Source organism: uncultured Algibacter sp. (assembly GCF_963976535.1).
In the GTDB taxonomy this organism is placed as follows: domain Bacteria; phylum Bacteroidota; class Bacteroidia; order Flavobacteriales; family Flavobacteriaceae; genus Algibacter_B.
In genome coordinates this window covers 1-13,793 of sequence record NZ_CAXBLF010000037.1, presented here as the reverse complement: position 1 = coordinate 13,793, position 13,793 = coordinate 1, and the positions used below count along the sequence as shown (strand labels likewise).

Annotated in this window: 11 protein-coding genes; 6 read left to right on the top strand and 5 right to left on the bottom strand. The window is 32.4% G+C overall.

Annotated elements, in window-relative coordinates; translation table 11 throughout:
- Positions 1-60: 60 nt before the first annotated feature.
- From AAC024_RS10690 to AAC024_RS10680, 3 genes are all read left to right on the top strand, one after another.
- Complete coding sequence (locus tag AAC024_RS10690) at positions 61-1,902, top strand: SLC13 family permease (protein ID WP_339895380.1); 1,842 nt, start codon at positions 61-63, stop codon at positions 1,900-1,902.
- 39 nt (positions 1,903-1,941) lie between these two features.
- Positions 1,942-3,567, top strand: coding sequence for a phosphoenolpyruvate carboxykinase (ATP) (gene pckA, locus AAC024_RS10685; protein WP_339895379.1), 1,626 nt, complete (start codon positions 1,942-1,944; stop codon positions 3,565-3,567).
- Positions 3,568-3,746: 179 nt separating this feature from the next.
- A complete protein-coding gene (locus AAC024_RS10680) occupies positions 3,747-4,424 on the top strand; it encodes a DUF2490 domain-containing protein (RefSeq protein WP_339895378.1) in 678 nt (225 codons plus the stop codon).
- A gap of 133 nt (positions 4,425-4,557) precedes the next feature.
- Here AAC024_RS10680 and rlmF read toward each other — a convergent pair whose 3' ends face one another.
- On the bottom strand, positions 4,558-5,448 hold the full coding sequence (gene rlmF / locus AAC024_RS10675) for a 23S rRNA (adenine(1618)-N(6))-methyltransferase RlmF (RefSeq protein ID WP_339895377.1): 891 nt from the start codon (positions 5,446-5,448) through the stop codon (positions 4,558-4,560).
- A 238-nt stretch (positions 5,449-5,686) separates the two neighbouring features.
- Between rlmF and AAC024_RS10670 the strand changes: the two genes are divergently transcribed.
- Positions 5,687-6,343 (top strand): HAD family phosphatase, encoded by a 657-nt coding sequence (locus AAC024_RS10670; protein WP_339895376.1) that lies wholly within the window; start codon positions 5,687-5,689, stop codon positions 6,341-6,343.
- On the opposite strand, the gene AAC024_RS10665 is transcribed toward AAC024_RS10670, so the two are convergent.
- Both AAC024_RS10665 and mscL read right to left on the bottom strand, forming a co-directional pair.
- Entirely contained in the window at positions 6,340-6,495 is a 156-nt protein-coding gene (locus tag AAC024_RS10665; protein WP_339895375.1) for a hypothetical protein, read from the bottom strand. The genes AAC024_RS10670 and AAC024_RS10665 overlap by 4 nt on opposite strands.
- 41 nt (positions 6,496-6,536) lie before the next feature.
- Positions 6,537-6,977, bottom strand: coding sequence for a large conductance mechanosensitive channel protein MscL (mscL, locus tag AAC024_RS10660; RefSeq protein WP_339895374.1), 441 nt, complete (start codon positions 6,975-6,977; stop codon positions 6,537-6,539).
- Between the two features lie 364 nt (positions 6,978-7,341).
- On the opposite strand from mscL, the gene AAC024_RS10655 reads away from it, so the two are divergent.
- Both AAC024_RS10655 and AAC024_RS10650 read left to right on the top strand, forming a co-directional pair.
- Positions 7,342-7,944, top strand: a complete 603-nt coding sequence (locus tag AAC024_RS10655) for a SatD family protein (RefSeq protein ID WP_339895373.1) — start codon at positions 7,342-7,344, stop codon at positions 7,942-7,944.
- Positions 7,938-8,660, top strand: a complete 723-nt coding sequence (locus AAC024_RS10650; RefSeq protein ID WP_339895372.1) for a DUF3307 domain-containing protein — start codon at positions 7,938-7,940, stop codon at positions 8,658-8,660. The genes AAC024_RS10655 and AAC024_RS10650 overlap by 7 nt, the downstream gene beginning before the upstream one ends.
- A 582-nt stretch (positions 8,661-9,242) precedes the next feature.
- Here the strand turns inward: AAC024_RS10650 and ccsA are convergent.
- On the bottom strand, positions 9,243-12,428 hold the full coding sequence (gene ccsA / locus AAC024_RS10645) for a cytochrome c biogenesis protein CcsA (protein ID WP_339895371.1): 3,186 nt from the start codon (positions 12,426-12,428) through the stop codon (positions 9,243-9,245).
- A gap of 713 nt (positions 12,429-13,141) precedes the next feature.
- Positions 13,142-13,537 (bottom strand): group III truncated hemoglobin, encoded by a 396-nt coding sequence (locus AAC024_RS10640; RefSeq protein WP_339895370.1) that lies wholly within the window; start codon positions 13,535-13,537, stop codon positions 13,142-13,144.
- Positions 13,538-13,793 lie beyond the last annotated feature (256 nt).

Genomic DNA, 13,793 nt, shown 5'->3' with positions numbered 1-13,793 from the left:
TTTTACCTTATATTTATAAAGAACCTTTTAGCAGTCAAAGCTAATAAAGAATTACAAGATATGATTTATTTAATGCTCACCATTTTAGTTATTACAATTGGTCTCTTTGTTTGGGGAAAGTTTACACCAGATATTGTAGCGCTAATTTCTATGTTGAGTTTATTTTTAACTGGTATATTAGATTCTAAAGAAACATTAAGTGGCTTTAGTAACCCTACAGTTATTATGATTGCTGCTCTCTTTATTATTGGTGAAGGTATTGCGCAAACAGGTTGGACAGCTTTAGCGGGTAAGAAATTTGTAGAATGGGCGGGGAAAAGTGTCCCAAAATTATTAGTGATTATAACCCTTGGTGCTGGTATATTATCTGGATTTGTTAGTAATACAGGAACAGTAGCAACCTTAATGCCACTTACCATTTCTTCTGCATGGAGCATTGGAACATTACCTTCCAAAATGTTAATGCCAGTTGCATTTGGATCTAACACCGGAGGATTATTGACTTTAACAGGTACTCCTCCTAACATTATAGCTAGTAACGCCTTGGTAGAAGCAGGTTTTGAAGAATTCTCATTCTTTGAGTTTGCGTTAATAGGGATACCATTACTTATTGTGGCCATATTATACTTTAGATATATAGGGCATAAATTATTACCAAAAAACAAAACAAATAATAAACCTGTAAATATTGAATCTACATTGCACAACTGGATTGAAGCTTACAAGATTGATAGTGGTTACTACCGTTTACGTGTAAGATCCATCTCTCCGTTACTAAACTCAAAAATAGAAGCGTGGCAATTTGAAAATAACTATAATGTATCTATTATTCGTATAAAAAGAAGACATCCTAATGTATTAAAAAAAATACCTCAATTTATAGAATTTCCAGATCCTAGTACAGAATTTCTTTACCACGATGTTATTACTGTAAAAGGAGAAACAGAAGCTATCAACAAAATAATGATTACGTTCAGATTAGGACTTTTACCTCTAGAGCCTATTACTGACGAATTGAAACACAACCTTATTAATCAAGAGGTTGGAATGACGGAAGTTATTGTAAACCCTAACTCTATGCTAGTCGGCAGAAAATATAAAATAGGCGAATACTTTAAACGTTTTGGTATACAATTATTAGCTGCATCAAGAAATGCAAAACCACTATTAGATAAAGAAATAACTGTTAAAGCAGGTGATACCTTTTTAATTCGTGGAACTTGGGAACATATTGATGACCTAAAAAAACAATATGAAAATTTAGTAATCATTGGTAGCCCTGAAGGAATGGCTAAAAACGTTGAAGCACTTAATGGTAAATCTTACATAGCACTAGCCGCTTTGGTATTAATGATTGTATTTTTGGTATTTGATATTGTACCAGGTTCAATCGCCACTTTAATCTCAGCTGGTATTGTTTTACTAACAGGTTGTGTACCAATTTCAAAAGCCTACAAAGGCATAAGTTGGACAAGTGTGGTTATGATTGCTGCAATGATTCCCATGGGAATAGCACTTCAAAAAACAGGAACGGCGCAATTAATTGCAAGCGGACTTGTTGATTATTTAGGCGCTATACATCCCATATTATTATTAGGAGGTGTGTTTTTACTAACCACAACATTTAGTCAGGTAATAAATAATTCAGCTACAGCTGTACTAATGGCACCTATAGCCATACTTGCTGCTAGCTCTTTAAACCTATCACCGGAACCATTTATGATTGTTGTTGCTATAAGTGCATCAACTGCATTTTTAACCCCTATAGGAACAACAACAAATGCTATGGTAATGACAGCAGGAGGCTATAAGTTTATGAACTACTTAAAAGTAGGCGCACCCTTACTACTTATATTCTTCATTATATCAATGATACTCGTGCCAATAATATGGCCATTTTAAAATAAAAATTATTAATAGGAACCTTTAAATTCAATAAAAATGAAAACAACAGCAACAAAAAATCCGAGTTTAGAACAATACGGATTAAAAGATGTGACAGTAAACTGGAATTTATCACCTGAGGAACTTCAAAAAATCACAGTTGATAAAGGTATGGGGAAAGAAACAGCAAACGGCACCCTAGCTATAAACACCGGAAAATTTACAGGACGTTCTCCTCAAGACCGTTTTCTTGTAAAAGATGACTATACTGCTGATAAAGTTTGGTGGGGGAAAACAAATAAACCAGTATCTCCAGAAAATTTTGATAAACTAAAAAACGAAATCACTAAGTACCTTTCTGGAAAAGAAATTTATGCTAGAGATGGTTACGTATGTGCAGACCCAGAGTTTAGAACAAATATTAGAACAGTAACTGAATTACCTTGGTCTAACATGTTTGTTTATAATATGTTTTTAAGACCTAGTGAAAAGGAATTAGAAAACTTTAAAGAAGATTGGCTAATCCTTTGTGCTCCTGGATATGTTTGTCCTGACCCTAAAGCTTATGGCATCCGTCAAGGTAATTTCTCAATACTAGATTTTACAAAAAAGATAGCTTTAGTAGGTGGATCTGCTTACACTGGTGAAATGAAAAAAGGTATTTTCTCTGCATTAAACTTGATTTTACCAGTAGAAAAAGATGTATTACCAATGCACTGTTCTGCAAATGTTGGTAAATATGGAGATACTGCTATTTTCTTCGGATTATCAGGAACAGGAAAAACAACTTTATCTGCAGACCCGGAACGTAAATTAATTGGTGATGATGAGCACGGTTGGACAGCAGAAAATAACATTTTTAACTTTGAAGGTGGATGTTATGCTAAAGTAATTGACTTATCGGAAGAAAAAGAGCCAGACATTTTTAGAGCTGTTAAGCCTGGTGCAATACTTGAAAATATTGTGCTTAAAGACAATGGAGAGCCTGACTATATGGATAGTAGCATTACTCAAAATACCCGTGTAAGTTACCCAATTCATCACATTGATAATATTCAAGAAACACTTTATGCTAACAACCCTAAGAATATTTTCTTCTTAACTTGTGATGCTTTTGGTGTATTACCTCCCGTATCTAAATTAACGCCAGGTCAAGCTGCATATCACTTTATTTCTGGTTATACAGCTAAAGTTGCTGGAACAGAAGCAGGAATTACAGAGCCTGTACCATCATTCTCTGCTTGTTTTGGAGAACCATTTATGCCATTACACCCAACAGTTTATGGCGAAATGCTAAGTAAAAAAATGACAGAAGCTGGTGTTAATGTATGGTTAATTAATACAGGATGGAGTGCAGGACCTTACGGTGTAGGATCTCGCATAAAATTAAAATATACAAGAGCAATGATTACTGCCATTCTAAACGGAGAATTAGATAATGTAGATTACGAACAAAACTTTATTTTCGGATTATATATGCCTAAATATTGTCCAGGGGTACCATCAGAGATTTTAGATCCTATGAACACTTGGTTACAAAAAGGTGCTTATGTTGGTAAAGCTATTCACTTAGCGCACTCATTCCACTTAAACTTTGAGAAATTTGCTCAACAAGCATCAGAACAAATTATTGAAGGTGGACCACTAATTGATGAACACCATCACTTACACGAACACTTTTAATAGGTTCTTATTAACCGTAAAAGGAGCTCTTTTTGAGCTCCTTTTATATTTTTGTTATACTCATTTGTCTTTCTGAACTTGTTTCAGAATCTTGATTAAACTTAATAATTATTAAAGGAAAATCTGAATTAATCCTAAAAGTTTTCGAGACAGATTGACAAAAAATAAAACATAAAACCATGAAGTACTTATTAATCACATTAGTGATTATTATTTCTATACCTAATGCCTTTTCACAAACAACTCCTGAAGATAAATTTGGAGCGTGGTACATGCTAGATGGCACGCATAGAGTTTCAGATAAAGTTAGTATTAAAACAGGGTTTCAATTGCGTTCTTTTGAAGTTTTAGATAACATGAATCTATTATTTTATTATGTTGGAATCAATTACTATTTAAACAAAAAAACAACCCTAACAATTGCTTATAACTATTTAGACATTGACAGAAGTTTTTTAATTTCTGGTGAAAACCATCTTTATGAAAATAGACCTTATGAGCAAATTAGCTATAAACAGGAAACTTTCAAATTACCTATATATCATAGGTTAAGACTTGAACATCGATTTTTAAACTTTAAACAACAACATACTACTTTAAATAGATTTCGTTATCGATTAGGAACAAAAATCAAGTTAAATGATAAGTTATTTATAAACGTTAATAACGAAATTTTCGCTAACACCAAAGACCAAGTATTTACTGAAAATAGATTTTATGCGGCGTTAGGAATAAATATTTCAAAATCAAATAATATTCAAATAGGGTATTTAAATCACGAAATAAATAAATCGAATTTAAACCGACTACAAGTGGGTCTATTCTTTAAAACCGATTTAAGAAAGAAAAAAAGTTAATAATTATCGTCATTGCGAGGCACAAAGCAATCTGTTTATAATTACAGAAAACAATCCATACAAAAATTACTTTTTAACAGAAGAACTTTAATTAAAAAGATTGCCACGTCGTACCTCCTTGCAATGACGTTAATCATTTAAAAGTCCAAGCAACAATTCTAGAAATTTTATTCCCCTGTCCCATATTAATCGTTTTAATATCGGTAGCACCTAATTTCTTTAAAGACGCGTACATACCTTTTAACAAATCCTTTTTAGAAACTAAAGTTGTAAACCAAACGCATTGTTCTTTAAACAAAGAACTTTCATAAAGATAATTATGAATAAACGCTTTTTCTCCGCCTGTATACCATAATTCATTTTGTGTACCAGAAAAGTTTCTAACAACCTTATCTCCTACCCTACTTAATCCTTTTAGTTTTCTAGTAGTTGCCTCAAAAGCTTCAGTTTCTGATTTATAAAATGGCGGGTTACAAATAGACACCGAAAATCTATCATTCTCACTTAAAACACCTTTAAAGATTTGTGATGTTTCTTTTTGATGTCTTAACTCAATTACATCATTTAAACCATTTTTATTGATGATGTTTAGAGCACACTCCAACGAATTTTTATCAATATCGGTTGCGACAAAATTCCAATTGTATTCCGCCTGTCCTAAAAGAGGGTAAATACAGCTTGCTCCTGTACCGATGTCTAAAACATGGATATTCCCTGTGATTTTAGACGTATTCAATAAATCCGAAACATGATGAATATAATCAACACGTCCAGGAATTGGAGGACATAAATTAGTATCAGGAAATTCCCAAAACTTAATATTGTAATGTTTAAATAACAAAGCTGTATTCAAGTCCTTTACAGCTTTAGGATTGGCAAAATCAATAGTTTTTGTTTCGTATTTATTTTTGAATACAAAAGGCAATAAACTTGGATATACTTCGCATAAAGCCTCTACATCATATCCTGCTCTATGCTTGTTTTTTGGATGAAAGTTTGAATTTGTTTTGATTTTTAGATACATTTTAATAATTATTCAAAACTACAAAATAGTTTTCTAGGGTCTTCACCAAATAAACACCAAAATAATTGATTAAATTCATTTCTATTCCCTTTATATTTCAATATAAAAGATAATCGTAACTAAGGCTATGCTTATATTTTCTATCTCATCTAAAGAAAATATAATTCAAATTTATTATCAACCATTTTGATATTCATTTGGTATTCCTTTCAATTCTTATATATTCGCAAAAAAAAAGATGTTAAAAGCTGTTATTTTTGATATGGATGGTGTTATTATTGATAGTGAACCTATGCATAACAAAGCCTATCATGATATGTTTAAGGAAGTTGGTATTGAAGTTTCAACCAAACTTTACGAATCGTTTACAGGACAATCTACCATAAATATTTGCAAGCGCTTATGTGACCATTTTAATTTGAAACAATCTCCTGAAAGTCTGGTTGCTTTGAAGCGCAAACACTACAAACATTTTTTTTATAGTAATTCTGACTTAGGGCTCATTGATGGTGTATTAGATTTAATTAAAGATTATCATAACAACGGATTAACTTTAGTACTTGCCTCTTCGGCAGCTATGACAAGTATCAATCAAATTTTTGACCGTTTTGATTTGAATAAATATTTTGTTGCTAAACTAAGTGGAGGTGATTTAAAACAATCTAAACCTCATCCAGAAATTTTTATTAAAGCAGCGGAAGCTACTGGTTTCAGCAAAAACGAATGCTTGGTCATTGAAGATTCAACCAATGGCGTTGAAGCTGCAAAAGCGGCTGGTATTTTCTGTATTGGTTTTGATAGTTTACACTCTAAAAATCAAGACTATTCTAAAACGGATATGATTATTACCGATTTTAAAGAAGTTCGTTTTAGTAAAATTAAAACCTTTTTTTAATTATCATTTTCTTCTTTAGCTTTCAAAATAATAGCTTTCAAACGTTCTTTTCTTAACGTTTTTTCAGCTTTTTTTTTATTTTTCTTCTTAGCCATCAACTTAGAATGCTTCGCTTTATTTTTTGTGTTTTTTTCTCTGCCTGTTTTTGCCATAATTCCTCCCTAAACCCCTCCAAAGAGGGCTTTTATAAAATTTATTTTGCCTTTAATAAAGCATTTTGTTCTTCCATTAATTCTGTAAGGCGGGATAGTAATTCAATATCTTTAGGTGTAACCACCGTTTTATCTTTAGTATCCTGAGCTTTATTTCGAAGTCTATTCATAAACTTTACAACAATAAATATCGTAAATCCTATAATCGCAAAATCTAAAAACGCTTCGCCTAACGCGCCATAACCTATGGCAACCTCATCTTTTATATTAGTTCCTGTAGCATCTTTTACGGCTTCCCTAAGAATAATGCGCTTGTTCTGCATATTTACGCCATCAGTTAATAAAGATAATGGTGGAAGAAATACTTTTTTAACCAATACATCAATCACCTTGTTGAATGATGCACCAATAATAATCCCGATAGCCATGTCCATCATGTTTCCTTTTACAGCAAACTCTTTAAATTCTTTGAATAGTTTCATGTGTTTATATCTATTGTTTTTCTCCCGATAACTATCGGGAGATTACTCCAAAATTGTCGGAGCAGGCTATGTAACATCCATTAATCATTTTACTTTGGTCTCAAGTTTTGGTTATGGATGTTTCATAATATATTCATTTATCTAAAGTCGCAAAGATATTAGATTATAGTCTTAAACTTTGAACTCATCTCGACTTTTTCTATTTCCTAAGAACGGGTTTAAACTTTGCAAAAATATCTGATTTTAAACTGATACCTTTAATTATTAGTTCAAAAGCTAATATTTTATATTATTAGTCTTTTAACTAATAATTTGTTGTCTTGAATAAAAATTTATACATTTGAATATCAATTTTACAAAATCAATGACTAGTATAATAACAGGTGATATTATAAATTCTAAAAAAAGCTCTCCAAAAAAATGGCTAAGCGCCCTTAAATCTATTTTGAATAATTATGGTAATTCGCCCTTAACATGGGAAATATATAGAGGAGACAGCTTTCAGTTAGAAGTTAGTCCAAAACTAGCCTTAGAAGCCTGTATCTTAATAAAAGCGACTATAAAACAGTTTGAAAATATTGATGTAAGGCTTGCTATTGGTATAGGCGAAAAAGAATACCATTCAGAAAACATCACAGAATCTAATGGTAGTGCATTTGTTAATTCTGGGGAATGTTTTGAAGCACTTAAAAAAACCACACTTGCCATAAAAACACCCTTTGAAGCCTTTGACACACAAATAAATATCATGCTAGAACTTGCACAATTAACTATAAACAGTTGGACAAGCACCACAGCAACACTGGTTAAAACGGCTTTAGAGCATCCAGATTTAAATCAAAAACAGATAGCCGAAACCTTAGAAAAAACACAAGGCAATATAAGCCAAGGCCTTAAGCGTGCAGGTTTTGATGAAGTCTTTAAATTATTACAATATTTTAAAAACCAAATGCAAAGCCTATGCTAACCTTAATAATCAAACTCATACTAGCACATCTTATAGGCGATTTTTTACTTCAAACTCAAAAATGGGTTAATCATAAAGAAACACACAAACATAAATCTAAGTTTTTGTATTGGCACATCTTGATACATTTAGTTACTCTACTGTTAGTATTACAATTCAATTTTGAGTATTGGTTAGGCGTATTAATAATTATTATCTCTCATTACATCATAGATGTTATAAAACTATACCTAAAATCAAAAATAAACACTAGACTTTTATTTGGATTAGACCAATTAGCACATATTATAGTTATTCTACTTGTTGTAAAAATATATGAACCCTATAAGTTTAATATAGACACACTTTTTAACGCTAAAACCTTGTTATTCTTAACAAGCATACTATGCATCACCAAAGTATCTTCCATTATTATGAAAACCATTATCTCCAAATGGGATTTAAAGGAATATAATGAAGAATCATCTTTAGAAAACGCTGGTGCTTATATTGGCATACTAGAACGCTTATTTGTATTTATGTTTATCATTACAAACCACTGGGAAGGTGTTGGCTTTTTAATAGCTGCAAAATCCGTGTTTCGCTTTGGCGATTTATCAAAAGCTAAAGACCGAAAACTTACCGAATACATTTTAATAGGCACGCTACTCAGCTTCGGTTTAGCAATTTTATTCGGAGTTGGTTATGAATATGTTTTAGGGTTGATAGAAAAATAATTTGGGCGTTACCCCGAAAAGGGGTCGGGCTTTCCGCTACAATCTTTTTAAAAAATCATAACGAGGACAAAGAACGTGATTATCTGCCAATTCTTAACTCAAAACAAAATTAATAGCTCTTTACTTTTAAAAAGGATTTCCTCTGCAATCCCTAACGCACTTGTTTGCTAGCTTATGTTTTTAAGTTGAAAATTGTTTTGTTTTTAGCGAGGCCACATACTAGCTACCGCTAAATTTTGCTTAGTGGCGGTAATGTTTATTATAAAAAAGAAAAGCGTTCACTAGCGCGGGATTTTTATTATCAAAAATTTCCTATACAAAAAATAAAAAGGTATCAAAAAAAGAACTTGAAACATAATAAACATCAGTTTTATCATTTCAATATTTTGTTCAAACTAATGCCTATATAGTGTCTGGACGGAAACAGACGATTTTTATAATTTGAATTATTTTTGATGTCATTTTTGTTTAGTTTTTATGAGTTGATACCTTAGTATCAAGCGATTAAAAATAAACTGAAAGGGCGCAAAAAGAAACAAATTTAATTTTGCTGTGTTTCCGTCCAGACACTATATACTAAAATCACTTCTTATAATATTTAGCATATCCGCGGTAAGCGAAAAAACCTAAAATAGCAACAATAGCAACGGTAATACTTATAAATTTTACACTAACAATCTGGCTACCACTAGCATAACTATGCAAGCCCGCTAAATAGAAATTCACTCCAAAATAGGTCATTAAAATACTAGAAAAAGCTATAATTGAAGCTAAATTAAAACCCCAACGACTTCTCAAACCTGGAACCAATCGCATGTGAATCACAAAAGCATAAATCATAATACTAATAAGCGCCCAAGTTTCTTTAGGATCCCAACCCCAATAGCGACCCCAACTTTCATTGGCCCACATACCGCCTAAAAAGTTACCAATGGTTAGCATCACTAAACCAACAGTTAAAGACATTTCATTAATTATAGTTAACTCTTTAATGTTGAGTGCCATCTTTTCTTTGTTCTTTTCCGAAGTAAAAGTCATTAATAATAAAGACACGACTCCTAAAATCATTCCTAAAGTAAACGGACCGTAACTTGCAACAATAACTGCCACATGAATCATGAGCCAATAGCTATTTAAAACAGGTTGTAAGTTTGCAATAGCAGGATCCATCCAGTTCCAATGTGCGATCATTAAAATCATAGCGGTTACAAATGCCGTAGATGCGATTGTTAAATCACTTTTTCTTCCAAATGCTAAACCAAAAAACATTGTTGCCCAAGCCACATAAATCATAGACTCATAAGCATCACTCCAAGGTGCATGACCAGATATATACCAGCGTGCAATTAAACCGGCTGTGTGCAATATGAATAATCCCAGAATAATAAACTTTAAGACTGTAACAGAAACATTTACAAACTTGCGTTTATCATTAAATATTTGAACAATCAATAAAATAAACAACAAACTTCCAGTGTACAAATACCAACTAAATAGTTTCTTAAAAATATCATACTTGTTATAAAGCACTTCGGTTTTTACTTTATCATCACTAAGCATAACGTCTCCACCATATTTATGCTGTGTTTTTTTGAAAGCCGTTAATAGTTTTTCAGCTTCTTTAAAATTGCCAGTTTCTTTAGCTTGATTTAAAGTGAATAAATAAGCATGAAATCCATTTTTCACAAAATTTGCGTAGAGCGAATCTTTTATTTTAGAAGGATCTTGCTTATAATCAAAATTAGAAATCCACTTGTTGTTTTCATCATTAGGAATCGGAAATATTTTCAAAGACATACCTTCAATCGTGTTGTATAAAAGATTAACACGCTGATCGGTTTCTTTAAATTCTTTTTGAAACCCGTTAGGCACTTGCGCTTTATAAGCTTCATCAAGATATGGTGCTAATTTGTATTCACCTCTTTTTGAAAAGAAATCAGCAAGAGGAACGTATTTTGCATCAATATCGGCACCGATAAGTTTTCTGATAGAATCTCCTTTTTTAAGTTTCAAATAAATGATAGGTACATTATACCAAAGCATCGGGCTTTCTTGTATAGATAAAAACACTTGGTTTGCTTCAAAACCTTCATAAGTTTCATGCTTGCTTAACTTACGCAGCATTTCTGATGCATAGGTATTAACAGGCATCATTCGTCCGCTTAAATCTTGAATCACTAAATGTCCAAATTTATCGGCGTGTGCCTTAGGCGTTATATTTGCTTGTAGAATAGAATCTATTTGCGCCTTAGTGGGTTTTGAACGGTCGTGTTTATCATTTGTTGAGTGTTCTTGAGAAAACACATTCAATCCAAAACACAAAATAAGAACTGTAAGTAGTTTTGCTTTTTTAGCTTTCACTTTTTCCAGCTTAACCTTTAAATATCCAAAACGAGAATGTTTAGAAAACAAAATAGCCATCAACCCAAAGTAGAGCATAAAATAACCTAAATACGTAATTAATGTACCCCAATAATCATGATTTACAGAAAGAATAGTTCCTTTTTCATCAGGATCAAAACCCGATTGAAAAAATCTGTAACCATCATGATCTAAAATATTGTTCATAAAAATCTTATAATCATAATCTTCTGCTCTATCATCGAAAACGGTTACTTCACTAGAATAAGCAGAATAGCCTCTTTCTGTTCCTGGGTAACGCTCCGCTTCAAAATCGTTCAATTTTAAAGAAAACGGTAACTCTAAAACTTTGGAGCCATATTTGAAAGCAAAATCTAAACCACCTAATTTTATTTGTTTAAAACTAGTGTTTATTCCTTTTCCGCCTAATAAGCCAATACGTTTTGTCTCGCCATTTGTTGTAACATTTAAAATAACACCATCTTCGTCATTTCTTAATAATTGCGATTTTTGAACCACATCAAAAACACCCTTCACAACAGGTTTTGGAAATACCATTTGCATTTTACCAATTACATATCTTGAGCGTAAATGAAGCGGTTGTAAACTATCTTTCACTAATTTACCTTGCGCTTTAGTTGCCATAGTCATGTATTCGCCTTCAAACGGAGAATTAATACTTAGCGAATCGCCTTGATAAGTTATGTTTATAGCACCTTCGGTTGGTAAATTTAAAGCAAAAAGTACATTATGAATATTTGATACTACACCCACTTTTAAAAAGTGATTATGAGGGCCGTTATTGCCTGCTTCAACAACTTTTAGATATGATTCACCATTTTCATTTGGAATAATATCTTCTTCAGCACCAACAATAAATTTCTCTAATTTGATTGTTACAGGTTGTTGATTGTATTTGGTTTCTATTTTGAAATCATTTTCTAAACGACCTGAAAAATCTACTTCACTATCAATTGGTAACCGTTGCGGAACACCATCAATTTCATAATCTCCATCAATTAAAGTTGTTATGTATGTTTTTTGAGAAAGAAAGCTATTCTTAGTAGCACCTTCTCTGATGGCCATCATACCCTCAAAACTCGCATATCGAGTAATAAAAGCACCCAACAGAATAAAGATGAATGATAAATGCAAAATAAATGTTGCCCATTTTTCTTTTTTGTACAGTCTAAATCTAAAAACGTTTCCTGTAAAATTAATAACGAAAAACACCAATATGGCTTCAAACCACCACGCATTATAAATAAGATTTCTAGTATATGGTGTTGGCGATGTTTCTTGTCCTGCATCTAAGATCGTTCCTGTTGCCATAGCGGCAGCAAAAGCAATAAATAAAACAGCAGTAAGTCTAGTTGAAAAGAAAATATTGGCTAATTGTTTTTGCATAATCAAACCCCTTTTTTAGGGTTGTACAAATTTAAGGATTATTGTTTATTTTGTAGTGTTAAAGTATTCTAAAAATGACGAAATACTGATAACATAAGAACGCAAACTTATGTTGACTTACTAAACGATGTCTTTTATCGCGCAAAAGTGCAAAAACGCCTAGTTGAACGAGAAAAATCAAATTATAAAATCTGTGACTGCGACTGAGACTGAATACTGCGACTGAGACTGAGTACTAAGATTGAAAACCGCCTACTCAACCTGATTTTTTTTCGCGCAAAGACGCAAAGACGCAAAGTTGAATGTGATTAATCTAATAATGATAACTGTGACTGAATACTGAGACTGAGACTGAGACTGAATACTGCCTACTCAACTGATTTTTTTCGCGCAAAGACGCAAAGACGCAAAGTTGAATGTGATTAATCTAATAATGATAACTGTGACTGAATACTGAGACTGAGACTGAGACTGAATACTGCCTACTCAACTGATTTTTTTCGCGCAAAGACGCAAAGACGCAAAGTTGAATGTGATTAATCTAATAATGATAACTGTGACTGAATACTGAGACTGAGACTGAGACTGAATACTGCCTACTCAACTGATTTTTTTCGCGCAAAGACGCAAAGGCGCAAAGTTGAATTTGAAAAATCTAATAATGATAACTGTGACTGAATACTGAGACTGAGACTGAGACTGAAAACTGCCTACTAACCCCTTGCTTCAAATATCTTCAAATACAAAAACGTTCCCATTTTTCTGGCACGACGTTTAGCATTTTCAGCATTACCCCCTTCAAAAAGTTCTTCTATAGTTTCAAACCAGAGGTTTAGCCACAAGCCAAAATGTAATTCTGTGATACTATTATTATTTTCTTTATCAACTTTTACATGAGCTTCTAGAGGGTCGCCCTGATACTTATGTTCTAACTTGCGGGTCATAAACAAACTGGTTTCCCAGAAACTAGTTAATTTATCTAAATGCGCATCCCAATCTTTAATGACGTCATTAAAAAAAGGCCCTAAAACATTGTCTGCTCTAACTTTCACGTAGAATGAGGACACTAATAAAAATACATCTTCTCTTGTTTTGATATCGTTTTTCATGGGTTACGAAATTAGGTTATTTTTTTCGTAAAAATGAAAAGCCTTGAAAATGTGCTCAGAGATTCACGAGGATTTCACATAGTTGCACATTTATTAAAAACGGAAGATTTTTTTTATCACGCAAACCTACCTGCCGGCAGGCAGGGGCACAAAGACTTACTTAGTTCTATAAATAATACTAAAAACGTAATACTACTGAAAACTGAGACTGAGACTGAGACTGAGACTGAGACTGAGACTGAGACTGAATGTTGCT